The sequence below is a fragment of the Chryseobacterium luteum genome (assembly GCF_000737785.1).
GTDB classification, from domain to species: domain Bacteria; phylum Bacteroidota; class Bacteroidia; order Flavobacteriales; family Weeksellaceae; genus Chryseobacterium; species Chryseobacterium luteum.
This window is the reverse complement of sequence record NZ_JPRO01000013.1, coordinates 52,649-77,268: the sequence shown is the minus strand read 5'-3', so window position 1 is coordinate 77,268 and position 24,620 is coordinate 52,649. Positions and strand designations below refer to the sequence as shown.

Annotated in this window: 26 protein-coding genes and 2 pseudogenes; 15 read left to right on the top strand and 13 right to left on the bottom strand. The window is 39.8% G+C overall.

Annotated features, from left to right (window positions below):
- Positions 1–281: 281 nt before the first annotated feature.
- The 4 genes from IX38_RS13800 to IX38_RS13785 are packed head-to-tail and all read left to right on the top strand — an operon-like array spanning position 282 to position 2,240.
- A complete protein-coding gene (locus tag IX38_RS13800; RefSeq protein ID WP_034705951.1) occupies positions 282–818 on the top strand; it encodes a YfiT family bacillithiol transferase in 537 nt (178 codons plus the stop codon).
- Positions 812–1,273, top strand: coding sequence for a DUF1569 domain-containing protein (locus IX38_RS13795; protein WP_228377966.1), 462 nt, complete (start codon positions 812–814; stop codon positions 1,271–1,273). The genes IX38_RS13800 and IX38_RS13795 overlap by 7 nt, the downstream gene beginning before the upstream one ends.
- Positions 1,270–1,647, top strand: coding sequence for a bacillithiol system redox-active protein YtxJ (ytxJ, locus tag IX38_RS13790; RefSeq protein ID WP_034705949.1), 378 nt, complete (start codon positions 1,270–1,272; stop codon positions 1,645–1,647). The genes IX38_RS13795 and ytxJ overlap by 4 nt, the downstream gene beginning before the upstream one ends.
- The gene (locus IX38_RS13785) at positions 1,647–2,240 is read left to right on the top strand and encodes a Crp/Fnr family transcriptional regulator (RefSeq protein WP_034705947.1); all 594 of its coding nucleotides are present in this window, start codon (positions 1,647–1,649) and stop codon (positions 2,238–2,240) included. Before ytxJ ends, IX38_RS13785 begins: the two co-directional genes overlap by 1 nt.
- Positions 2,241–2,242: 2 nt before the next feature.
- On the opposite strand, the gene IX38_RS13780 is transcribed toward IX38_RS13785, so the two are convergent.
- Positions 2,243–3,655, bottom strand: a complete 1,413-nt coding sequence (locus tag IX38_RS13780; protein WP_034705945.1) for an aminotransferase-like domain-containing protein — start codon at positions 3,653–3,655, stop codon at positions 2,243–2,245.
- 92 nt (positions 3,656–3,747) lie between these two features.
- Between IX38_RS13780 and IX38_RS13775 the strand changes: the two genes are divergently transcribed.
- The 9 genes and pseudogenes from IX38_RS13775 to IX38_RS13735 all read left to right on the top strand — a co-directional run bounded on the left by IX38_RS13775 (position 3,748) and on the right by IX38_RS13735 (position 11,069).
- Positions 3,748–4,632: a DMT family transporter gene (locus tag IX38_RS13775; protein ID WP_051884744.1), complete on the top strand. Its 885-nt coding sequence runs from the start codon at positions 3,748–3,750 to the stop codon at positions 4,630–4,632.
- Positions 4,633–4,718: 86 nt separating this feature from the next.
- Positions 4,719–4,931, top strand: a complete 213-nt coding sequence (locus tag IX38_RS13770) for a hypothetical protein (RefSeq protein ID WP_034705944.1) — start codon at positions 4,719–4,721, stop codon at positions 4,929–4,931.
- A gap of 409 nt (positions 4,932–5,340) precedes the next feature.
- Positions 5,341–5,955 carry a Crp/Fnr family transcriptional regulator gene (locus IX38_RS13765; protein WP_228377965.1) on the top strand — a complete coding sequence of 205 codons (615 nt, stop codon included), beginning with the start codon at positions 5,341–5,343 and terminating at the stop codon, positions 5,953–5,955.
- Between the two features lie 236 nt (positions 5,956–6,191).
- Entirely contained in the window at positions 6,192–6,494 is a 303-nt protein-coding gene (locus IX38_RS13760) for a hypothetical protein (protein WP_034705942.1), read from the top strand.
- A 14-nt stretch (positions 6,495–6,508) separates the two neighbouring features.
- Positions 6,509–6,895 carry a hypothetical protein gene (locus IX38_RS13755; RefSeq protein WP_034705941.1) on the top strand — a complete coding sequence of 129 codons (387 nt, stop codon included), beginning with the start codon at positions 6,509–6,511 and terminating at the stop codon, positions 6,893–6,895.
- A gap of 62 nt (positions 6,896–6,957) precedes the next feature.
- The gene (locus tag IX38_RS13750; protein WP_034705940.1) at positions 6,958–9,090 is read left to right on the top strand and encodes a catalase; all 2,133 of its coding nucleotides are present in this window, start codon (positions 6,958–6,960) and stop codon (positions 9,088–9,090) included.
- Positions 9,091–9,132: 42 nt separating this feature from the next.
- Positions 9,133–9,633 (top strand): CinA family protein, encoded by a 501-nt coding sequence (locus IX38_RS13745; RefSeq protein WP_034705938.1) that lies wholly within the window; start codon positions 9,133–9,135, stop codon positions 9,631–9,633.
- Between the two features lie 7 nt (positions 9,634–9,640).
- Complete coding sequence (locus IX38_RS13740) at positions 9,641–10,387, top strand: SDR family oxidoreductase (RefSeq protein ID WP_034705937.1); 747 nt, start codon at positions 9,641–9,643, stop codon at positions 10,385–10,387.
- A 39-nt stretch (positions 10,388–10,426) separates the two neighbouring features.
- A pseudogene (locus IX38_RS13735) lies at positions 10,427–11,069 on the top strand (DUF6766 family protein).
- Here the strand turns inward: IX38_RS13735 and IX38_RS13730 are convergent.
- Positions 11,066–11,872 carry an AraC family transcriptional regulator gene (locus IX38_RS13730; RefSeq protein WP_034705936.1) on the bottom strand — a complete coding sequence of 269 codons (807 nt, stop codon included), beginning with the start codon at positions 11,870–11,872 and terminating at the stop codon, positions 11,066–11,068. The pseudogene IX38_RS13735 and the gene IX38_RS13730 overlap by 4 nt on opposite strands.
- A 68-nt stretch (positions 11,873–11,940) precedes the next feature.
- Between IX38_RS13730 and IX38_RS13725 the strand changes: the two genes are divergently transcribed.
- The gene (locus tag IX38_RS13725) at positions 11,941–13,083 is read left to right on the top strand and encodes an NAD(P)H:quinone oxidoreductase (RefSeq protein ID WP_034705934.1); all 1,143 of its coding nucleotides are present in this window, start codon (positions 11,941–11,943) and stop codon (positions 13,081–13,083) included.
- A 345-nt stretch (positions 13,084–13,428) separates the two neighbouring features.
- On the opposite strand, the gene IX38_RS13720 is transcribed toward IX38_RS13725, so the two are convergent.
- The 5 genes from IX38_RS13720 to IX38_RS13700 all read right to left on the bottom strand — a co-directional run bounded on the left by IX38_RS13720 (position 13,429) and on the right by IX38_RS13700 (position 15,947).
- Entirely contained in the window at positions 13,429–13,935 is a 507-nt protein-coding gene (locus IX38_RS13720; protein WP_034705933.1) for a pyridoxamine 5'-phosphate oxidase family protein, read from the bottom strand.
- A gap of 235 nt (positions 13,936–14,170) precedes the next feature.
- Entirely contained in the window at positions 14,171–14,527 is a 357-nt protein-coding gene (locus IX38_RS13715) for a rhodanese-like domain-containing protein (RefSeq protein WP_034705931.1), read from the bottom strand.
- Positions 14,524–14,826, bottom strand: coding sequence for a DUF3817 domain-containing protein (locus IX38_RS13710; RefSeq protein ID WP_034705930.1), 303 nt, complete (start codon positions 14,824–14,826; stop codon positions 14,524–14,526). The genes IX38_RS13715 and IX38_RS13710 overlap by 4 nt, the downstream gene beginning before the upstream one ends.
- 2 nt (positions 14,827–14,828) lie before the next feature.
- Positions 14,829–15,287 carry a hypothetical protein gene (locus IX38_RS13705; protein ID WP_034705928.1) on the bottom strand — a complete coding sequence of 153 codons (459 nt, stop codon included), beginning with the start codon at positions 15,285–15,287 and terminating at the stop codon, positions 14,829–14,831.
- 69 nt (positions 15,288–15,356) lie between these two features.
- Positions 15,357–15,947, bottom strand: coding sequence for a TetR/AcrR family transcriptional regulator (locus IX38_RS13700; RefSeq protein WP_034705927.1), 591 nt, complete (start codon positions 15,945–15,947; stop codon positions 15,357–15,359).
- A 17-nt stretch (positions 15,948–15,964) separates the two neighbouring features.
- Here IX38_RS13700 and IX38_RS23375 point away from each other — a divergent pair, with 17 nt between their 5' ends.
- Positions 15,965–16,087, top strand: coding sequence for a hypothetical protein (locus tag IX38_RS23375; protein ID WP_262483455.1), 123 nt, complete (start codon positions 15,965–15,967; stop codon positions 16,085–16,087).
- A gap of 97 nt (positions 16,088–16,184) precedes the next feature.
- Here the strand turns inward: IX38_RS23375 and pdeM are convergent, their stop codons facing one another.
- From pdeM to bglX, 6 genes and pseudogenes are all read right to left on the bottom strand, one after another.
- Positions 16,185–16,829, bottom strand: coding sequence for a ligase-associated DNA damage response endonuclease PdeM (pdeM, locus tag IX38_RS13695; RefSeq protein WP_034705925.1), 645 nt, complete (start codon positions 16,827–16,829; stop codon positions 16,185–16,187).
- Between the two features lie 162 nt (positions 16,830–16,991).
- The gene (locus IX38_RS13690; RefSeq protein WP_034705923.1) at positions 16,992–19,439 is read right to left on the bottom strand and encodes a ligase-associated DNA damage response DEXH box helicase; all 2,448 of its coding nucleotides are present in this window, start codon (positions 19,437–19,439) and stop codon (positions 16,992–16,994) included.
- Position 19,440: 1 nt separating this feature from the next.
- Entirely contained in the window at positions 19,441–21,021 is a 1,581-nt protein-coding gene (locus tag IX38_RS13685) for an ATP-dependent DNA ligase (protein WP_034705922.1), read from the bottom strand.
- Positions 21,018–21,308 (bottom strand): annotated as a pseudogene (locus IX38_RS23480) (ligase-associated DNA damage response exonuclease); the annotation flags it as partial. The pseudogene IX38_RS23480 and the gene IX38_RS13685, both read right to left, overlap by 4 nt.
- Before the next feature lie 466 nt (positions 21,309–21,774).
- On the bottom strand, positions 21,775–22,161 hold the full coding sequence (locus IX38_RS13675; RefSeq protein ID WP_034705921.1) for a hypothetical protein: 387 nt from the start codon (positions 22,159–22,161) through the stop codon (positions 21,775–21,777).
- An 83-nt stretch (positions 22,162–22,244) separates the two neighbouring features.
- Positions 22,245–24,572 carry a beta-glucosidase BglX gene (gene bglX, locus IX38_RS13670; RefSeq protein WP_034705920.1) on the bottom strand — a complete coding sequence of 776 codons (2,328 nt, stop codon included), beginning with the start codon at positions 24,570–24,572 and terminating at the stop codon, positions 22,245–22,247.
- Between the last annotated feature and the right edge of the window lie 48 nt (positions 24,573–24,620).

The window sequence follows — 24,620 nt, the reverse complement described above, 5'->3', positions numbered from 1 at the left end:
TGGAGACTTCTCTAATAAATATTATCCGGGAAAAGTATAGAAGAATACTCTTATCAAGGGTTCCAGCCTGCCTTTCCAGCTTCTGCCTCAATAATTGGGGCTTTTTTACCCTGAATTTTTAATATGATTCCAGCTTTGTACGTGGAGATAATTACAATTAACGCTTTCTTCATTTTAAATTATTGAATTTTTGATAAATTTACAAACACTGATATTAAAAGAAACGTCCAAAAACAAATAACCGGACAAAAACTGTCACATTACAATTTAAAATTAATAGAATGAGCGACTTAGAACAGAAGAGGTTTCCGATAGGTGAGTACCAGCAGCCCGAGAACATCTGCGATATCAAACTTGATGAATATATCAAAGTCATCAAAAACTTTCCTGAAAAGCTTAAAAACTTAATAGAAAACCTCTCTGATGATCAGCTGGACACTCCTTACAGAGAGGGAGGATGGACTGTGCGGCAGCTTGTTAATCATATTGCTGACAGCCATATCAACAGTTTTATCCGTCTTAAACTGGCCTTAACGGAGGATAACCCCACCATAAGACCTTATGATGAAGCCAAATGGGCAGAACTTCAGGACAGCGTAAGTATGCCGGTAAAACCCGCAATGAGAATGATAAAAGGAACCCACCAGAGATGGGCCGCCCTGCTGAAAACTCTTACCAATAAGCAGTTCGAGAGAACCTTCCATCATCCTGAACACAACCAAAATTATGACCTGAGAAGTTATCTTGCCCTGTATGTCTGGCATTGCAACCACCATTTCGCCCACATTGAAAACCTGAAGAAAGAAAAAGGGTGGTAAGGAAGAGCCTGCATAATCCGGTTTATTTTGACGAAATTATCCACAGGATATCCCTGCTTACCGAAAAATCTGACAGAAGATGGGGGAAAATGAGTGCTTCCCAGATGCTAAGGCACTGTGATCTTGTTCTTCAGGTACCTTTAAAGAAAGTGCACCTTCCGGGCATTAATATCCTTTTTAGAACAATAGGTGCGGTAACCAAAGTGGAAATGCAGATCTTTAACAACGGAATTCCGAGGAATATGCCTACTTTTCAAAAACTAATCGTTAATTTTGAATGTGATTTTGATGGATCAAAAACCAATCTGCTGAATACATTGAAGGATTTCCGGACGGCATCTGAAAATAAAGAGCTTCCGGACCATCACAGACTATTTGGAACAATGACTAAAAAAGACTGGGGATTTTTAGAGTATAAGCATCTGGATCACCATTTAAAACAATTTAAAGTATGAGTTTTTTTGATAAAATATTCGGAGGAAAAGAAAACACCCCTGAGCGCAAATCTTTCTGGAAAAAAATAGAATCCGAGGAAGATCTGGCCAAAGCGATTGAAACTTCCTATCACCATAAAGTTGCTATTTTCAAGCATTCTACACGATGCTTCATCAGCAAAACGGTATTGAAAAATTTTGAAAAAGAAATAGATAATTTAGATCAAAAACTGGATTTATATTACTTAGATTTGCTGGAATACAGGTCCATTTCAAATAAAATTTCTCAGGATTTGGGAATCAGGCATGAAAGCCCACAGCTGATCGTAATTGAAGATGGAAAAATCATTAACAGTGCATCGCACGAAGATATATCCGTAAGCCAGATCACATAATGAAGAATATCAACACCTATTTAGCCAAAGTATTAAATGTTCCTATCGAAAAAGTGAACATGTGCAGTTTACACTATGAAGTAAAGAAAATACCTAAAAATCAGTTTCTTTTACAGTACGGTGAAGTCTGCAGGCATATATTCTTTGTAGAAAAAGGGCTGCTGAAAATGTATTCCATCGACAAGAACGGGAAAGAGCACATTATACAGTTCGCTCCTGAAAGCTGGCTGATCTCTGACCGGAGCAGTCTTTACTTCAACGAAAAATCAATTTACTATATAGAAGCGGTAGAAGATACGGAAGTTCTTTTTCTTCATCCCGATTTCTTCAACAAACTCGTAGAACAGTTCCCAAACAGTATTGAAAGAAGCGATTTCCTTCTGCAAAAGCACATCAGGAGCCTTCAGAACAGGATCAATTCCTTACTGGGTGAAACTGCGGAAGAACGATACATGAAGTTCATTAAAATGTATCCGGACCTTCTTTTGAGAGTTCCGCAGTGGATGATTGCTTCCTATCTCGGAATCACGCCGGAAAGCCTGAGCAGGGTAAGAAAAGAGCTTGCAAGGAAAAATTTTGTTCCGGATAAATAATATCAGATCTTTTTCGCAAGATTTCCCACTTTCTGCAGGCATAATCTGGTTTCTTCCGTCCAGGGAAGGCCAATGCATAAACGCATGCAGTTTTCAAACTGATCCTGAAGGGTGAACATTCTGCCGGGAGCTATACTGATGTTCTGCTTGATGGCCATGTCATACAGTTCTGTGGTACGGATATGCTGATCAAATTCCACCCAGAGGGAAAGACCTCCCTGCGGGCGGCTTGTTTTTGTACCTTCAGGGAAATAATCTGCGATAGTCTGCACATAATTCTGATAATTGTTCTGGAGTGCCTTTCGCATTTGCTGGAGATGCTTTTCATACTTTCCGGATTTGAGGAAATTAGCCACAGCTTCGTTCACAATGGAAATAGACGATGTGGAATGGAGCAGTTTAAGCTTCATGATTTTATCCTTATACCTTCCCGGTGCAATCCATCCTACCCGGTATCCCGGAGCCAGAGTCTTTGAAATAGAGCTGCAGTACAGAACATTTCCGTCTTTGTCAAAAGATTTACAGCATTTCGGACGGCTGGATCCAAAATAAAGATCCCCGTATACATCATCTTCTATCAGAGGAATATTGTTTTCAGAAAGAATTCTTACGGTTTCTTTTTTATTCTCATCCGGCATACAGCTTCCCAACGGTGAATTGAAATTGGGAATTAACAGGCACAGATCAATCTTGGGAATTACTTTTTTTAAAGCTTCAATCTCTATTCCCGTGGTCGGGTGGGTGGGAAGTTCAAGTACATTTAAACCCAAACCGTTGGCCAGCTGCAGAATTCCCGGATAGCAGGGACTTTCGATGGCTATTGTATCACCCGGTTTCCCTAAGGCCATGAGACAGAAAGACAAGGCATTCATACCACCGTTTGTGGTAACCAGGTCATCTTCACTCAGGTTTCCACCCCATTGCAGCGACCGTACAGCGATCATTCTCCGCAGTTTTAAATTTCCCTGAAGTTCTTCATATTCCGTTCCGCCGTCCTTTAATTCACGGGTTGCGTTGATGATTTCTTTTTTTAATTTGGCCTGTGGAAGAAGATCTCCTGAAGGAACCCCGATAGAGAAAAAAGTTAATCCCTTTTTACCCATATTTTCGTACACACGGCTGATGAGTTCGTCCTGTTCATCATTATTAGCAATCAGGGACGGACGGCTTACTTCAGGAAGAGGAAGCTTTACAGACATCAGGCTGCTGACAAAATAACCTGACTGCGGTTTGGATTCAATTAACGACTGTGACTCCAGCTCAAGGAAGACACGCTTTGCCGTATTCATGCTTACCTGATGCTCCCGGCACATCATTCTTACAGATGGAAGCCTGTCACCCGGCTTCAGTACTCCATTCCTGATCTGGGACGCAATTCCGTCAGCGATTTCCGTATATATAAACTCTTTATTCATTCTTTATAACTGTACTCATACAAATATACAAAACTGGGACTGTGTTTATCCGTTTTTGCTTTTTAATTTTGAATGATTAAAAAATAATAGAAATGATGACTGCTAAAATATCTAAAGATGCAAGTTTAAGCGGATGGATTAACGGATTTATAGGCGTATTGCTGTTCAGCGGATCCATGCCTGCCACTAAACTGGCAGTTATGGAAATGAGTCCGGTCTTTGTAACCATTGCACGTGCAGCTATTGCAGGGATACTGGCACTTTCCGTTTTACTGATTTACAAAGAAAAACGTCCTGAAAAAAAACAAATATTCCCTTTATTATTGGTTTCAATCGGTTGTGTAGTCGGTTTTCCGCTGTTGTCTGCATTGGCACTTCAACACCTCACTTCGGCGCATTCTATTGTATTTTTAGGAATGCTTCCTCTGGCAACAGCCATATTCGGAGTTGTACGTGGCGGGGAAAGACCGCATCCTGTATTTTGGTTTTTCTCCATTATAGGGAGCCTTTTAGTGATCGGATATGCCGTTTCACAAGGAATATCAGCTTCACCGGTTGGTGATATCCTAATGCTGCTTGCGGTTATATTATGTGGCATGGGTTATGCCGAGGGTGCAAAGCTGTCCAAAACATTAGGTGGCTGGCAGGTTATTTCCTGGGCGCTGGTGTTGGCTTTACCGGTTATGATTCCGTTATTTTTTATTTACTCCCCTGATCATATTGAGACTGTAAGTTTCCGGGGATGGTTTGGGATGGCTTATATTTCTCTTTTCAGTATGTTTATTGGATTTATATTCTGGTATAAAGGTCTGGCGCAGGGTGGTATTGCTACAGTGGGACAGTTGCAGCTGCTGCAGCCCTTTTTCGGACTGGGACTTGCTGCCTGTTTTCTTCATGAGCAGGTAAGTATGGGAATGCTGGGAGTTACCGTTGGGGTTATACTGTGCGTTGCCGGAACCAAAAAATTTGCGAAATAGTCAAAAATAAAGCGTTATGACTTTGATCATAAAGTAACATCTTGTAATTGGATTATATTTGAAATACATTACAAAATACAACTATTATGAAATTTACCATCTTACTAATGCTATTTGGCTTAACCGTGTTAAGCTGCAAAAAAGAAACAAAAGTGGATACTTCTACAAGAACAGACAGTGTGGTTATTGATACCATGCCTTCCGACACCGTTGTGGCTCCAATGCCTTCCGATACTCTGCATACGGCAGATACTGTAAATGCTAAGAAAACGGATACGGCTAAGGTTACCAGAAAATAATTTATCCTTCCATCAATTTAAAACCCGTTTTCTGAAAAGCGGGTTTACTATCCTCCGGTTATCTGACAGGAGAAATAATTCGTACCTTAAAATCAATTTATTGATATCTTAAATTATGAATTGTTTTCATGCCAAAGAATCAATATATAATTTGATTATAATATATTTTCATAAATATTTTAACTTTTTTTAACAATTAAACTAAGTAATAAGGTTCAATATTTGCATGTGCTCTAAAGAATCAGCTTCACACTTAAATTTGCTAAAAGACAAGAGTGTTGGCAAGGATTAGTCAGCAGATATATAGAAAATAAATTGACCGCATTAAAAGTCAAAAATTTTATATAAAAAAGGCAGTTTCAATAATAAAATTCACTATTTTTTATTGAACATATTAAAGGAAATAACTATGAAAACAATAAGCTGCATGAATATAGACGACGAACTGCTATATTCATACGGAGGGGAGATCAAACAATATAAAAAAGGGGAGATCATATACAGGGAAGGAGACCATGCTCTCTATTATTTCCAGATCATAAAAGGAAAAGTAAAACTCAACAATTATGATAACGAAGGGAAAGAATTTATACACAACATTTTTGGGGAAAAGCAAAGCTTTGGGGATTCTATGATCTTTTTAGATAAATTTTATCCTATGAATGCCGTAAGTATCCTACCTTCAGAAATTGTAAGAGTCCCGAAAGATCAGTTTCTGAAATTATTAAAAACGGATCTTAAACTTTCTCTGGAAATGAATGCATGCCTTTCCCAAAGACTTTATTTCAAGGCTATCATGCTTCAGAATATGGCATCCCTGAATCCCGTTTCAAGACTTACAGGGCTTCTGGAATATCTTAAGAGTTATCATGATGACAGCTGTGGAAGCTGCTTTCAGGTAGAACTTACAAGACAGCAGATTGCCAATCTGGTAGGGCTGCGTGTAGAAACCGTCATCAGGGTTTTGAAAAAGATGGAAAAGGAAGGGAATATTACTATTGAAAACAGGAAAATTGTCTATTAACGGGATTTAATATGATCCAAGTCATAAGAAAGTGAATTATTCAGGCTTATATTTGATATATTAAGTTCAACACAATTCTAAGAGCTCTGTAAAGGCAGTTGCAGTACGCAATTCATATAATTTGTGAAATTCAGTTGCAAATACTGAAATAACAGCAGTTCGGAGAAATTGATGTTGAAGTAATATCATAAAACTTCTCACAGAGAATTTTATGTAACCTACAATTAATCAGATATATGGATTGTCAAAAGATAGTAAAAACGCTGAAGCATAAAGACTTCGTAAAAGTTCCCAACAAAGGAAACTGGTTCGAAGACGGTGCGGCTATTTATGCCAAAGAAATAAATGACAATATTTTTTTATTATTTGTAATACTGAAAGATATAGAGATTGAAAATATTCGTGCCCTGATCGCACATTTCGACTGCTTCAGCAGTATAGGACTGAAAGAACCGGAACAGATCATGTTTTATCTTTCGATCAAAGATAAAGAAGACCTCCATTATTTTGAGAAATATTTAAAAGTTCCCGATAACTAATAACCGTTACGAATATGATATTTGAAAATGACACTTTAATACATTCCGGACTGAATGATAAAAACAATATGATAGAGAATGAATCTCTGTTCCCGAGTGTTATCAATTCTTACGGAGTTACCGCTTTTCTGATCAAATCATTGGAAAAGATAAAAAATAATGCAAAGTGCGACATTCTGAAAAATGTAATCGACACCTATATAAAAGAATACATCCTGAATATCGTTGAATACCACGGTGAAAGTACTGTTTCTCCGGAAAACCTGACTACAGAAATCAATATCGAAAATTCTTCATTCACCCTATATGCCAAAACAGCGTATTATAAAGTATTAAAAGAAGAAGAATACCTCAATAAACTGTTAAGCACCCTGGAAAAAGACAGGGCAAAAACAGAATGATCCCGTAAAAGATTTAGTTTGACTTTTTAACCTTCACACCACATCACATTAAAAAATTCATTATGAAAAACGACGACCAAAACAACGAAAAGTTAGACCAGCTGAATGAACACACAACTTCCAATGAAAATGAAAAACTGACCACCAATCAGGGATTAAAAATCAATAATAACCAGGATTCATTAAAATCCGGTGAAAGAGGCCCGACACTGCTGGAAGACTTTATTCTGAGAGAAAAAATCACCCATTTCGATCATGAAAGAATTCCTGAAAGAGTAGTACATGCAAGAGGATCAGGAGCGCATGGAGTGTTTAAACTCAACAAAAGCCTCAGCACCTATACCAAAGCCGGATTCTTGTCAAAGGTTGGAAAGGAAACCCCGGTTTTCGTAAGGTTTTCAACAGTGGCAGGAAGCAAAGGAAGTACCGATCTGGCAAGAGATGTAAGAGGTTTTGCCATAAAATTTTATACGGAAGAAGGAAATTATGATCTTGTGGCCAACAATATGCCCGTCTTCTTTATTCAGGATGCGATTAAATTTCCGGATCTTGTTCACGCCGTGAAGCCGGAACCGGATAATGAGATGCCGCAGGCAGCTTCCGCCCATGATACATTTTGGGATTTCATCTCACTTATGCCCGAAAGCATGCACATGATCATGTGGCTGATGAGTGACAGAGCCATCCCGCGAAGCCTTAGGATGATGGAAGGTTTCGGAGTTCATTCCTTTAAATTCATTAATGAAGAGGGCAAAGTACATTTTGTTAAATTTCATTTTAAACCCAAATTAGGCGTGCATTCTGTAGCCTGGGATGAGGCACAGAGAATCTCAGGGGTAGATCCCGATTTTCACAAAAGAGATCTGTGGGAATCCATTGAAAACGGAGCTTTCCCGGAATGGGATTTCGGTGTGCAGCTGATCCCGGAAGAAGACGAACATAAATTTGATTTCGACCTTCTGGACCCTACCAAGCTGGTTCCCGAAGAAGAAGTTCGTGTAGAAATCGTAGGAACTTTAACGCTCAATAAAAATCCGGATAATTTTTTCGCAGAAACAGAACAGGTTGCTTTCCATCCGGGACATATTGTTCCCGGGATTGATTTTACCAACGATCCGTTGCTTCAGGGAAGATTATTTTCATATACCGATACCCAGCTGTCCAGATTAGGATCTCCCAACTTCCATGAAATCCCAATCAACAGGTCTGTCAATACAGTTCATAACAACCAGCGTGACGGGCATATGAGACAGCAGATTGTAAAGGGAAAAGTCAGTTACGAACCGAATTCCATCGGAGGAGGATGTCCTTTCCAGGCGATGATGTCAGAAGGAGGATTTACGTCCCACGAAGAAAGAGTTTCGGGAGAAAAAGTCAGAAAAAGAAGCCAGAGCTTTGTAGATCATTATTCACAGGCAAAATTATTTTACAACAGCCAGTCTGTTCCAGAGCAGACACACCTTCAGAATGCCCTTGTTTTTGAACTGTCGAAAGTAACAATACCGGAGATCAGGGAGAGAATGGTGGGACAACTGGCCTTCATTGATCAAACACTTGCCAAAAAGGTTGCTGAAAAATTAGGCGTCACAGTCAAAAAGCTAAAACAGCCCAACCAAAGCATTCCCGCAGATGGTAACATCGCTGAACTTCAGAGTGAGGAAAGAGAACCGAACACGAAGATATCTGAAGCATTAAGCATGCAGAATACCGTTAAAGATACCATCAAAAGCAGAAAAATCGGGTTTATTGTGGCCAATGGCGCAGATGGAACAGCTCTCAATGATCTGAAAGCAAAACTTGAAAAAGAAGGAGCAAAAGTAGAGCTTATTGCACCAAGCCTGGCTCCCGTTAAAACCACCGACGGCTCAATGATTCCAAAACATTCTCTGACAAGTACGGCAAGTGTATGTTTTGATGCCCTGTACATCAGTGCCGGAGAACAATCTGCAATAGAGCTGATGGCTCCGGAGAACAGACACCATGTACTGAGATTCATCAATGAAGCGTATAAGCACTGTAAGGCAATTTACTTCGGATCAGGGACAGAAGCTCTATATGACAATAGCAATATAGCTATGAAAAAACATGAAGATCCCGCTGTGATCATCTGGAAAGACGGCCGTTCCTACAAGCAGTTCATTGAAGCTGTTTCCAGACACAGAGTCTGGGAGTTTGAACCGGAAAGAAATAAGTAGACCTTCTACACACCTTCACACCACTACTAAATATTAAAAATTATGGAATTTCAAAAAAACCTTTTAGAATATATAAGCCAATCTCTTATGACTGCCGGTGAAACCATTTCTATTGCAGAAAGCGTTACATCAGGATGCCTGCAGCTGGCTTTTTCCCAGATGCCGAATGCCTCTCTCTTTTATAACGGGGGCATAACAGCCTATACACTGCCACAAAAAGTAAAACTGCTGAATGTTGACAGACAGGAAGCCGAGGAATGTGACTGCGTATCCGAAAACATTGCCCGGACCATGGCTCTTAATGCAGCTAAAATATTCAACTCTGACTGGTCAATTGCTACCACAGGCTACTGTACACCCATCAGAAGTTCATCCTATAAGATATTTGCCTATTTTGCATTTTCCTACAAAGGGGAGATTATCCTGACCAAAAAACTGGAACTGCATCCCAAAACACAGGCTCTCAACGCACAGCTTTACTACACAGAATTCATTCTCGGATGCTTCAAAAGTGAAATCAACCAACTCCTGATCTTAAAATAATTTTCAGATGAATGAACTAAAAGGCAAATCAGTTCTTATTACCGGAGCAGACAGCGGAATCGGTAAGGCAACGGCTTTACTTTTTGCACAGGAAGGAGCTGATATCGCAATAATCTATCATACAGATGATGAAGATGCAGAAAAAACAAAAAAAGAAATCGGAAAACTCGGAAGGAAATGCATTACTTTCAAAGGTGATATCAATGAGTATGATTTCTGTGAAAAGACGGCAGAACAAGTGGTTTCAGCCTTTGGAGGAATTGATGTTCTTATCAATAATGCAGGGGTACAGTTTCCGGCAGAAAATATAGAAGATCTTGAAGAAAAAAATATCCGGAAAACTTTTGATTCCAATATTATAGGAATGATCCTGCTTACAAAAGTGGTTTTCCCTTATCTGAAAGAAGGGAGCAGCGTAATTAATACCACTTCTGCAACTGCTTACCAGGGACATCCGGAGCTTCTGGATTATGCCGCAACAAAAGGCGCTATTGTATCTTTTACAAGATCTCTGGCACTGCAGGCAAAACCGAAAGGAATCCGCATCAATGCGGTAGCACCCGGACCCGTTGCAACACCGCTCACCAAAGAGACCTTCGGAGACGAAGAGGAAAATCCCGATAAGCCTCCTTTTGAAAGAAATGCTACCCCGGAAGAAGTGGCAGCCAGCTTTCTGTTTCTTGCAGGAAACGGTGCGGCCCAGATTACGGGGCAGGTCCTCCATCCCAACGGCGGCCTGATCATCAACGGATAAAACTTATGAATTTTAAACCTTAAACTTTAAAATACGTAAATGTCTAAAAAAAGTTTCTTTTACCGTAACAGTTTAAGTATTGTTCTGCTTGTATTAATGCTTTCCTGCCTTACAGGGCAGTTTTTCACGGGCTGGACAACCCTGAACAAAGAATTGGCAGAAGAGGGCAGCTCCGGGATCAGCTTGGGAGCCTATATCCATAGCGGACATTTTATACAGGCAACCTTTGAAAACTGGGAAAGCGAATTTTTACAGATGATGCTGTATATTGTACTGACGGTTTCCCTGAGGCAGAAAGGTTCCAGTGAATCAAAATCGCTGGAAGGAGAAGAAGAGGTAGATAAAGAACCGGAAATTCATGCAAAAGCTCCGTGGCCCGTTAAGAAAGGTGGAATATGGCTTGCTGTTTATAAGCATTCTCTGTCCATAGCCTATTGCGAGTTTTGGAATGCATTTCTACGGAAGCCTTAAGGAGTATAACGAAGAGCAGATCATAAAAAACGAATCTACCGTTACAGCATTACAGTACATATCGGAATCCAGGTTCTGGTTTGAATCCTTTCAAAACTGGCAAAGCGAATTCTTAGCCGTTTTTTCCATAGTTATACTTTCTATCTGGCTCCGCGAAAAAGGTTCACCGGAATCTAAACCGGTAGATATGGCCCACGATGAAACACCTTAGGTGATTCTTTTTACTTTGGGTTTGGTCTTCATCACTGATTGGTAAGAAGCCGTAAAAGCCGACAGGCTCTGGTAGCCCACCTGATAAGCAATTTCGCTTAAAGTATACCTGCCTGTATCGATAAGCTCTATACTCTTTAATATTCTTACAAGCTGAAGGTATTTCTGAAGAGTAATTCCTGTTTCATTTTTAAAAATTCTCTGTAAGCTCCTTACCGACATCCGTGCTTTTTCCGCCAGCTCATCAGCATTCAGGCTGTATTTAAAATTTGAATTGATGGATGTGCAGACCGGAATAAGCCTGATATCTGACGGAACAGGAATTTCAAGAGGACTGTTTTCTCTGCAGAAGTTCGGCAGACTTTTTAGAATAGCTTTAAAAAACAAATCCTGCTCTTCATCTTCTTTTACCAGCTGATTCCACTTGGATGCATACAGAATCATCTCCTTCAAAACCGGGGGAACTGCAAAAACATGAACATTCCGGTAAAAATCATCATTAAAGACATTTTTAAACAGAAAGACCATTAAGCTGACCGTTTTCGCTTCTGAAGTAATTCTGTGAGGCTTGCCGGAAGGAATCCAGATGACATGATGCCTGGGCACAAGATAAATTTTCTTATCTATATGGAAATACTGATACCCTTCTTCTACAAAAGTAAGCTGGGCCCGCTGATGCGCATGCTCTTGCTCATCGTGTTTCCAGTCTTTTTCACACCAGACATACGCTTCTTTTTCAATAGTATCTACAAATTGATTGTTGTTTTGTTCTCTTAAACCGCATTTCACGATGTCGTTCTGCATACAATTTTTGGCAAATTTAATAAAAACGACAATACTAATTTTGTCCTTTAATTATTATCCTATTAAAAATGAAAAAACTAAGTATATTTTTTGTATTCATTTTATTATTAAAAATAACTACTGTCATGGCACAAGATAAAACAATCAAAATCCTGGTCCTCATTCACTCCGACAATGGCGGAACTTATGAGCTGGCTAAAGAAATTGCATCCGGTATTGAAAGTGATAAAAATGCTCTTGCAGTGATTAAGCAGGTTAAAGAATCCCCGAACCCTAAATTAAAGAACATTCCTGTAGCATCAGTGGAGGAACTGCCTTCTTATGATGGAATTGCTTTTGGATCACCTGTTTATTTTGGAAATATCAGTACAGGAATGAGTGAATTTCTATCCAAAACCGTCAATTTATGGACCAATCATTCGTTGGAAGGTATGCCTGCAACGGTTTTTATGTCTGCAGGAAGTGGAGCCGGAAAAGAGCTTGCCCTTAATGCCTTCTGGAATAGTCTTGCCGTTCACGGAATGATACTTGTTTCCAATGGAATCCGCGGTTATGAAAACATCAGCAAAACCATTCCACAGGGAAATACAGTTTTGGGAACAACAAGCCTGGCATCGCTGAAAGACGTTGAAAGGCCCACAAAAGACGAACGCGGACTTGCAGAACTCCAGGGAAGAAATTTTGCTAAAACAGCCTTAGCCCTGAAAGGAACATTCCCTAAAAAACAGCCCGCTGCAAATACGGAAAAATCGCAGGATATCAACGACCTTCTGAAACAGAAAAATATTATTCTGCCGCAGGTTCCTCAGCCTGCCGGAAACTATAAACCGTTTGTCCGTTCCGGAAATCTGGTCTTCATTAATCAGGTTGCCCTGAAGGATGGGAAAATACTGAATCCGGGTAAATTAGGGGTTGACGTTACTGAACAGCAGGTAAAAGAAGCTGCAAAAGCTACGATGCTCAATGTTATTGCTGTTTTAAAAGAAGCCACAGGCGGGGATCTCAATAAGGTAAAACAATGCGTACAGCTGACGGGAATTTTCAACACAAAAGAAGATTACACAAAGCATGCAGATCTTATGAATGCTGCATCAGACCTTACAGTGGAGGTCTTTGGAGAAAAAGGGAAACACGCAAGAGCTACTTTGGGGGCTTCTTCTATTCCTGTGAATTCGTCTGTAGAAATTCAGGCTATTTTTGAAGTAGAGTAGATGCTGTTTGAATTTTAAAATCTCGCAGATTTTGCAGATTTTGCAGATTTTGCAGATTTTTATAACTGAAATAAACCTGCAAGATTTCCTTATTCGAGAAGAATATTTTTCTTTAGTAATTGTTTCTGGATGAAATTTTTTATGAACAGGTTTAACCGTTTGAAATATAAATTACGAACAGCCAAACAGGCTAAAAAATAAATCCTGAAAATTGTTTTCAGGATTTATTGTTATTAAAATGATGAGTAAATTTGAAAGAGAAAGTATTAAATGTATTCACTATCAAAATGATCTTAAATCATACTAATATCAAACTTTTATGACGCATGTACACTTATTAAATGCTTATACCGTTGCATTTCCTTCCACACCATCAGAATTGTCCGTCTTAATGCCGGTTAAGGCAGATGCTACGAAACTGAAGAGACTGACCAGCTTTCCTGCTTTCGTATCCCAATAGTACGTTTCTTTAGGCTCTACACGGATAATGGTTACATCCGGATCATCTTTTCCGTCAAACCAAGCTTTAGCCATTGGCGACCATTTGTCTTCAATAGTATCTTTATCCTTATAAACAGACGCTTCACCGTAAACGGAAAGATATTGAGAATCACTGTTGTTCATAAAAAACAGCTGCACTCTCCGGTCATCCTTTATTTCAAAATTTTTATTGCTGCTTGCGCTGCTGATAAACCATAAATTTCCACTGTCATCCGTTTCCTGCAGGGTCATAGGACGGGAATTCACCGGAACGGTTTCCAGCTCAGTACAGAACATGCATATTCTTGCTGCTTCCGACAGTTCCTTTATTTTTTTAATAGCTTCGAGATGGGTTAAATTCTGTGTTGACATAATATTATATTTTAATGGTTGGTATTGAAAGAACTCAAATGATTTACTTCTGAATTGAAAATCAATGATACTTGCTCATTAAATTCAAATATCTGACCAAAAACAACTTTTGTGGTATTGGTAGTTTAAATTTTTCTTAAAAACAATGGAATTGATGTGGTTTTTTCAATCCTGCCGGAATGGATGCTGATCAGCTGAAAAATAACTGCCCGATGATTATTGATTCTTTTGGAGATTATTTTATTAATACTTCCTGAAGATCACTCCATGCACCCCCGTTATGCACATGTTTAAAGCCTCTTTCCTTTAAAATATGTTCAGCTTTTACACTGCGTAAACCGTGAGAGCACACCGTGATATACGTTTGGTCCCGGTTAAGTTCAACATATCTTTTTCTAATGGTTCCAAGAGAAATATTGACGGAACCTTCAATATGGCCCGTTTTATATTCCGTTTCAGTTCTCACATCCAGGATAACAGCTCCTTTTTTAACAAGTGTATCCAGGCCATCATCTAAAGTCTGGTATCTGTAAACCCGGTAAACAATGTAAACGGTAAAAATTATCCCACCAAATATCAGTGTATTTTTCATAGCCTGCTTAGAATTTTTCTGTCAATATAAAAGGTCCCGAAAGGAATAAAACATGCCAGAATTACTTTCCAGGTGGTTTCCCTGAACTTCCACTGCTGTTCGACTCCTACGCTTAAAGTATTAAACAGGAAAAGCAGGAATAAAGTTCCATGAACCGGTCCCATTACTTTTACCAGAGCAGGATTTCCCAGCCAGTATTTTACAGGAACTGCAACGAAAATAAGGGTTAGCAGGGATATTCCCTCCAAAATAGCCAGAATTCTCAGGCGTCCGGTTTTTGTTTTAAATAAGTGTATCATAATTATCTGAAATAAGGTCTGTTGGCAAAAGGCGAGAACGGCCACGGAATGGCCATAAAAATAACAGCCAGGGCAACCGTGAACCAGATGAGCATTGTTTTGAATTTTTCCCGGTCCGCAGCTTTTCTTTTAGCTAAAGCAGAACCTACAGTAACCAGTACAATGGCAGTGAGCATAAGGAAAATGTGGATCAAGCCGAAGAACAGAAGATCTAAAGATGTTTTAGCCTCACTGAAATACTTCCAGAAATATTGTACAATGGGACTTTTTGAGTAAAGTATAATACCCAAAACCAATTGGATATGAGCGATTGTTGCCGTCCAGTGGCGTACTGAATCTTCCTTCTTTGAAAAGGTTTCACGATAGTAATATCCTTTAAAGGCTACCCACACCGCATAAATAAGACTTAATAAAACTACCCACCGGAACAGGGAATGCAGAAATGTAAACGTCTGGTACATGATGAATTTTTTAGAACGCATCAAAGGTATAATAAAACATACTAATTAGTATGTTTTTTGATAAAAAAATTATTGCAGTGACTCAAAATAAGACTTAAGTCCTTTTAAATAAATAAGATATACGGATTTTGAATTTTCAAGTTTCCCTAAATTTCTTACTCCCCAATAGCCGGACATTACAAAAACAGCAATTTCCCTGGCATCCACATTATTTTTTACGGTCCCTTCATTTTTACCTTTTTCAATACATTCTATGATTGCGTTTTCCATTTGTGCAGAAAGTTCATTTAATGCTTTCGTGAAATCTACGTTCCAGGGAGCCATTTCCTGAGTAAAATTGGATGCAGGACAGCCATATTCTACCTTTAAAAAATCGTTTTCCATCAGGATGCCGTACATCAGGTCATAGATGCTTTCCAGTGGATGGGCGCTGTTTTGTAAAGGTTTAATGAAGGTATCTTTGAAATTGTTTATTAAAAGCTCATTAATGATGGCCAGGCCCATTTCATCTTTTGTTTTGAAATGATAATAGAAGGCACCTTTTGTGACCTGGGTAGTTGCGATAATCTCATCTACGCTGGTAGTCTGATAGCCTTTCACGTAAATCAGTTCAAAGGCTTTCTGGAGAATATTCAATCGGGTGGCTTCTGATTTTTTCATTGGATAGAGTGGCTTTAATGCAAAGAAACGGAATTTTTAAAAACCAGGCTATTCCTTCGGCAGGAGCTGGTTCCGGAAAAGAAAATGAAGATGCCAATTCAAACATGTTTGCAAGGGCTTATTTTGTATTTCTTTGCTGAGTTTATGCCTTTGTTTAACCTTATTTTACAGTATTCAGTATTGCTTTGTGATATATTAATTTCAGAATAACCAAAGACACACAAAGCATAGATTCTTTTAAATTTCATGAATATCGGAATCCGTAAATACAAAAAATGTTCCTCCTTTGGGAATATTCCGGGTATCCAATCCTGTAAATTCACTGAAAGCAGGTAATAAAAGCTGGTTTCGAGTTTGAACAAAACACGGAAGCCTAATCTTTTTCACCGCAGAGTTCAGTACAACGCCGGGATGGATATGGCCTGTAATCTGAAATTCCGGTAAGGTTTCTTCAAAGTCATGAATAAAAGTAAAACCATTGACCGACAAAGATTCAGATTTAAAATTTAAGCATAGTTTCTCCTCCAATTTCGCTGACAGACGGTCATGATTTCCTTCAATAAGGTAAAACTGAAGATCAGGATACTGGTTTCTCCAGCTACAGAATTCGTCTACATCCGAATTGTCTCCCGCATGAAGAAGATCCCCAACCACAATGAATTTTTCAGGCTCAAAATATTCGATAAGAAAAGAAAGCCTTTCCAGATCACTTTTCATAATGTGATTGGCCAGTGCAATTCCGTTTTTCCGGAAATGGGCGGTTTTTCCAATATGAAGATCGGAAAGTATCAGCGCCTTTTCTTTTTTCCAGAACGCCGCCCGCTGGTTGGTTAACGTGAAAATGTCGTTGTTAAGTGTGATATTTTTTACTGCAATATTCATTTTTTGTACAGTGTCCGGTGTGAAATATATTAATGATTTTTTAAAAGTTGAAAAAATCGGAAGATAAGGACGGGAGTTTTATTTTGTAACATAACCCTAAAATTCATCATTCATCATTCATCATTCATCATTCATCATTCATCATTTAAAATAAAAAAAATGTCAGCCACTTTTTCGTGCCTGTTCCACCATTTTCCTGATTCTTACATCAAGGCTTTCACTGGAAAGTGTCTGCCTTAAGCTGTCTACTTTGATCGGGAAACTTAGAGGCGTAAAGGTATGGGAATATTTTAAAATGACTTTCGATCTTTCGATTCTTTTAAAAGCTTCCACAAGACGCGGTTCCTGAAGCTGCATATTGAAAACTTCGGTGTATGCCTGCCTTACGAGGAAATGGTTGGGGTCGTAATCTTCCAGAACTTTAAAAATAAGCCCGGCAGAGCTCTGAAGCGATTTATTGGAACGCTGTTTCCCTGCATAATTCTGGATCACCATTCCTGAGATGACTGCAATATCCCTGAATTTCCTCCGTGCCATTTCCGCAGAATTAATACTGGCTATCACATCATTCATCAGATTGTCCCGGGTAAGAATTTTATTCAGATTATCTTCATTCAAAGGGATTTCCTTGTCGCTGAAGAGTTCAAAACCATAGTCATTCATGGCCATAGAAAAAGAGATCGGGGCGAGTTTTGAAATACGGTAAGCGATTAATGCAGCCATTACTTCGTGTACCAGCCGTCCTTCAAAAGGATACATGAAAAGGTGATAGCCTTCACGGTTTTTGATCAGTTCCACCAGAAATTCATCATCTTTGGGGATATGGGATCTTTTTTCCTGACTGACTAATAACGGATGCAAAAACTTCAGCTCTTTTTCTGAAGCTTTCGGATTTAAGGCATGAGAAAGCTTTTCACGCAGAAAATGTCCCAGGTTTGAGCTTAAAGGAAGCCTTCCGCCGAGATAACTGGGAGCCATAGCCTTTCCTTTTGCAGCACGGACATAAACCGTCATATCTTTGATCATGGCGACTTCAAGCGTTCGTCCGGCCAGTATAAACCTTTCTTCTTTTTTTAATTTTGAGATAAAATATTCTTCTACCATTCCGATATAGCCGCCGGAAATAAATTTCACTTTCAGCATCGCATCACTTACAATAACGCCCATATTCATGCGGTGGAGCATTGCAATTTTCCGGGAAGTCACTTTGTAGAGGCCGTCTTCCATAATAACAATTTTATGGAATTCTTCATAGTTTTTCAAGACACTTCCGCCGATGGTCAGGAAGTCCAGGATGCTTTTCCATTCTTCTTCGGTCATTTCGCGGAAAGCGAATACTTTTTTTATTCTTTCAAAGGTCTCTTCAGGATAAAATCCGTCTCCGACTGCCAGGGTCATCAGAAACTGGACGAGTACATCGAAGCACAACACCTGCGGTTCGCGGGGTTCTATTACTTTCTGCTTAACGGCTTCTTTTAAGGCGGCTACCTCGATCAGCTCAAGAGAATGGGTGGGTACGCAGTAAATTTTAGAGGTTTCAAAAGGGGAGTGGCCGCTTCGTCCGGCTCTTTGGAGAAACCTTGCAACACCTTTTGCCGAACCAATCTGGATAACGGTATCTACAGGTTTAAAATCAATTCCGAGATCCAGAGAAGAGGTGGATACCACGGCTTTCAGCTTTCCTGCACTTAAATTCTCTTCGATCCAAATTCTGAGATGAGCGTCAATAGAACTGTGGTGAATGGCGATCTGACCTGCAAAGTCGGGATATACATCCAGTAGAAGCTGGTACCACATTTCGCTCTGGCTCCGTGTATTGGTGAAAACAATGGTAGATTTTGAATTCATAATGATCGGAACGATTTTATCGGCTAGTTTTGCACCTAAATGTCCTGCCCAGGGAAGAATATCGAGCTCATCCGGAATCACAGGGATAATGTCTATTTTTTTATATTCTTTTGCTGTGATTTTCGTTTTTTTGATGTCATAGGGAATTAAAATATCCATTGCTTCATCCAGATTTCCGATCGTTGCTGTGATTCCCCATATTTTTACTTTCGGAACGTATTTTCCCAGCTGAGAAATGGCAAGTTCTACCATAACACCGCGTTTTGAGCCAAGCAGCTCATGCCACTCATCAACCGCGACGCATTTCATATCCTGAAAAAACCGGGCATAGTTTTTTTGCCCCAAAAGCAGATGAAGACTTTCGGGAGTAACCACCAGAATTTCCGGCATATTCCTTATCTGCTGCTGTTTAACTTTCTGATCTGTATCTCCGTTTCTTACTCCAACGGTCCAGTCGAGGCCAATTTCATCCATTGCTTCCTGCATGGCTTTGGCAATGTCTTTGGATAAGGACCGCAGGGGAGTGATCCAGATCATTTTCAGGCCTTTTTTGTATTCTTCAGGACGGTTCATGAAATCTGAAACCAGCGCAAGAAAAACGGAAAATGTTTTCCCAAAACCTGTGGGTGCCACGACCATTCCACTGTACCCATTCCCGAATTTCTGCCATGTATTGGTCTGAAATTTGAAAGGGGAAATGCCTTTACCGGCCATCCACTGCTGAATGATCCTGAATCCGCTGCTGTTTTCAAATGCTTTCAAATTATTGGATGAGTTTTTTTATTTCTTCAAGTTCATCAATTTCATCTGCGGTTTTATCTTTCCGCCACCTTACAATTCTCGGAAACCTCAGGGCAACACCGCTTTTGTGCCTGCTGCTGAATCCTATGCCTTCAAAGGCAATTTCAAAGACCAGTTCGGCTTTCACAGTACGTACAGGCCCAAATTTTTCAATGGCATTTTTATTGACAAACTTACTGACTTCCATAATTTCCTTATCGGTCAGTCCGGAATAGGCTTTCGCAATGGTCACCAAGGCATCCCCGTTTTTCACGGCAAATGTATAGTCTGTGTAATAGGCGCTTCTCCTTCCACTTCCTTTTTGGGCATAAATTAAGACAGCATCAATCGTTAAAGGATTTACTTTCCATTTCCACCAGTCGCCTTTTTTACGTCCGGAATGGTAAGGGGAGTTTTTCTGTTTCAGCATCAGGCCTTCACTGTTGATGGCTCTGGATGCTTCACGTATTGTATTCAGGTCTTCCCATTTCTCAAAATCAATAACCCTGGACAGTTTAATGTTTTGAGGGGTTTCATTCAGAAGCAATTCTTCCAGCATAGCTCTTCTGGCCGCTATGGATTTTTCCCGGAGATCGGTTCCTTCAAGCTCCAGAAGATCATAAACAAAAACTTCTACAGGAATATCTGCCAGCATTTTCTTAGTTAAAGTTTTCCTGTTTAATCTTTTCTGTAATTCATTAAAATTTAAAATGTTAGAATCCTTTACCGCAAGTATTTCTCCATCTAAAACAAAGTTGCCTTTCATAGCCTGTACGGTTTCTTTTATTTCCGGGAACTGATCTGTAATGAGCTCTTCACCTCTTGACCAGATAAAGACTTCATCATTCCTTCGGATGATCTGGCCTCGGATACCGTCCCATTTGTATTCTATCTGCCATTCTCCGGGATTTCCAAGTTCCTGCAGGTCTTTTTCCAGAGGATAAGCAAGACAGAAAGGATAGGGTTTTGAATTATCCGGGTTTACATTTTTAGCCGAAATAAGTTCCTGAAACGAAATCTCGCCGGGCATCCATTTTCCCATCAGGCTGTGCATCAGTGTGCTCGATTCCTGGGAAGAAAATTTAGTCAGAGCATTGATAAGGGTTTTACCAGAAACCCCGATACGGAAACTTCCGCCAAGTAATTTATTGAATATCAAACGTTCGGTATAATCCAGCCCGTTCCATGATGTGAGTACGAATTCCTTTTTTTCGGCTTCAGATTTATCTTTTAACTGAACAATATCCAGCATCCATTGGGAAAGAGTGCGGTCTATTTTTTCTGAAGGCGGGGGAAGGATCAATGAAATGGTTTCTCCCAGATCTCCTACCGAAGAATAGCTTTCCTGAAACAGCCAGAACGGCAGCTGTGTGATCTCCAGCGCCCATTCTTTCATATAATTGGTGTTCACATTCCTTTTGGGCCTTTTGCCGGTAAACAGGGCAATGAACCATACTTTATCTTCATCCGGGGCACGTTCCAGATAATCCAGGATGGCATCTATTTTAGCATTGGTCTTATTGGTGGTTTCCAATGCATTGATCAAATCTGCAAAGTGTTTCATGGCTCAGGGTTTTCAATGATTTCCTTTTCAGATTCTTCTTCATCTTCACCAAACTGTGTCTGTACGACATCTGCTTTGATCCCTATCTCGTTCAAATATTTTGAAAAAATTTCGGTCTGACCGTGGGTAACGTGCAATATTTCAGCTTCTGTAGCTTTTACGGCCTGCAATAATCCTTTCCAGTCAGCGTGGTCGCTCATGGCAAATCCTGCATCGGCACTGCGCCATCTTCTTGCTCCGCGCACCTGCATCCAACCTGAACAGATGGCTGTTGCGGCATCCGGTATAAAAATTTCAGCTCTTTTCATATCTTTACTAAAAATAACAGCTGTCATGGAAGTATAATTTTTATCCGAGTTCACTTCCTTTAACTTGATTTTCTGTTCAAAAACCCTGACACAATCATTTTTGATTTGTGAATACGTATAGCCTGCTGAACCTCTACAGCCATGAACATCTTTATCACCTCCTACAACCGGAGTTTTTTGTTGGGTAAATGCAAAAGAACTGAGGAATATTGCGCCCAGTAAAATAGTTTTTCTCATATTTAAAATATTAATGGTTTGAAGTTTTGAAACAAGGTATTAGTTGATCTAAGATACGAAAAAAACTCATTTTGAGAGGCGTATATAATATATTATTGAACGTAAGTTCGGGTAAGGGTATCACCGATAGAATTTAAATCCTGTATGCCGTTTAAATAAAAAGACTGTCTTCACAGACAGCCTCTACTTTATTTTATAAAATTGGGATTTACTGATAAATCACAACATTGTCTTTCTTAAGCTGATATTCATCTTTCTGGAAAGGAACCAATACGTAATCGTCTTTTTTCCAGACTTTAGCTTTGCCTGATCTTGTAAGAATAAGGCTTTCTCCATCAGTATCAGGAATGAAAACCTCGGCTTTTTTCAGATCTTTACTGAAAATAACGGCCGCCATTGAAGTGGCGCTTCCTTTAGGAGCAACTTCTGTTAATTTAATCTTCTGCTCAAAAACCCTTACACAATCTTTTTTGATCTGAGAATAGGTGTATCCCGCAGAGCCTATGCATCCATGGGCATCTTTGTCGCCGCCTGCTGTCTGTGCAAACGTGAAGGATCCCAGGAACATTGTGCAAAGTAAAATCGTTTTTTTCATAATTATTATATTAAAGCTACAAATGTGCGATTAAAAATCATGCCAAAGAAGGGAAAAGCCACTCAAAAGAATGGCTTTGGTTATTATTTAGTCCAATTGATCTTGGAATGTTTTACATCATCTGAATTGGTTCCGATCATCATATCAAATTCTCCCGGTTCCCAGTCGAATTTCAGTTCTCCATTGTAGAATTTCAGGCTTTCCGGTGTAATATTGAAGGTTACTTTTTTAGATTCTCCTTTTTTTAGGAATATTTTCTGGAATCCTTTAAGCTCTTTCACCGGTCTGGTGATGCTTCCTACCTTATCCCTGATGTATAGCTGTACTACTTCAGCCCCGTCATAGTTCCCGGAATTGGTCACTGTTACCGCAGCCTGAATAGTTTGATTTCCTTTCGGGTTTGGGTTTGAAACGGACATGTCAGAATAGCTGAATTTGGAATAACTCAGACCATACCCGAACGGATACAGCGGTGTATTGCATTCATCCATATAATTGGAACGGAATCTTTCGTATATGCATTTATCAACTTTATCCTGACTCAGCGGGCGGCCTGTATTTTTTGCATTATAATAGATAGGAACCTGTCCTAAGCTTCTCGGGAAGGTCATCGGAAGTTTTCCTGAAGGGTTTACTTTCCCGAATAAAACGTCTGAAATAGCATTTCCTGCTTCTGAACCGGCAAACCATGCATTCAGGATGGCATCAGGCGTATCTTTTACATTGGTCAATGCCAAAGGACGTCCTGTGTAAAGCACCATAGCAATGGGTTTTCCTGTTTTTTTCAGTTCGTTTAATAAATCAACCTGAGACTGGGGAATGGTAATTTCGGTTCTTGAAGAGGATTCACCGCTCATTTCTGCAGATTCTCCAATTGCCAGAACGATAACGTCCGCTTTGTTGGCTACGTCAACGGCTTCTTTCAGTAATTCTTCTTTGGAACGATTATCCCGGTCTGTTTTTTTACCGTGAGCTGCATAAATCTCTTCTAATTTGGCATCGTAATCAATGTTCGATCCTTTTGCGGAAAGGAATTTCACTTCTTTCCCGTAATTAGCCTGAAGTCCCTGCATCAGGGATATTGAAGCGGCATGTTTTGTGGCAACACTCCATGTTCCGGCCATATTCATCGAGTTATTAACCAACGGCCCGATTACGGCTACTGTACCGGATTTCTTCAGTGGCAATACCTGATTTTCATTTTTTAATAAAACCATTGACTGGGCTGCCGCACTTCTTGCGATGTTACGGTTTTCCATACTGTAAACTTCTTTTGCAGCCAGTTTTGCATCACCGTAGCGGTAAGGATCATCGAATAATCCAAGGTCATATTTCGCTTCAAGAATCCTTCTTGCTGCTATATCGATCTCTGCCTGTGTCACTTTTCCTTCATCCAGAGATTTTTTAAGGGTAGTTAAAAATCCTTCTCCAACCATATCCATGTCCACTCCGGCTTTCAGGGCTAAAGCAGATACCTGCTGAAGATCTCCCATCCCGTGCTCTGTCATTTCGTTGATCCCTGTATAATCGGTGACTACGAAACCTTTGAAGTTCCACATTTTTCTCAGCACATCGGTCTGAAGCCATTTGTTTCCGGTTGCGGGAACTCCGTCCACTTCATTGAAGGAGGCCATTACAGAGGCTACACCGGCATCTACTGCTGCTTTATAAGGTGGAAAATATTCGTTGAACATTCTCACATGGCTCATGTCTACTGTGTTATAATCACGACCGGCTTCTCCTGCTCCATATAATGCAAAGTGCTTTACACAAGCTAAAATGGTGTTGCCAACGGAAAGGTCTTTTCCCTGATAACCGTAAACCATATTTTTAGAAATTTCACTTCCTAAGTACGGATCTTCTCCGGAACCTTCGGAAACTCTTCCCCATCTTGGTTCGCGGGAAATGTCCACCATTGGGGAGAATGTCCAGTTGATTCCGTCTGCGGAAGCTTCTTTTGCTGCTACTCTTGCAGACTGCTGCACAAGATTCATATCCCATGAAGCCGCAAGTCCCAGTGGAATAGGGAAAGTGGTTTCGTAGCCGTGGATGACATCCATTCCGAAGATCAAAGGAATTTTCAGACGGCTTTTTTCTATGGCCACTTTCTGAACTGCCTTGATCTTTTCAGCTCCTTTTATATTGAATAATCCTCCTACTAATCCCTGCTCTACTTTTTTTCCGATATCTGAACTTTGAGCCTGTCCTGTGGTAAAATCTCCGGATGTCGGCAGGTTGAGCTGGCCAATCTTTTCATCTAAAGTCATCTTAGACAAAAGGTTGTCTACGAAAGCTTTTCTTTTCGCCTGATACTGGGCTGTCTGGTAAGACTGCACCGGCCTGGTTACCATTTCCTGTGCGGAAAATACAGGTGAAAGGGCTAAAGCTGCGAGTACAATTAACTTTTTCATAAATCTATCTTCTTAAATTATAGTTCTAATTTTATTTTATTGTTTAAC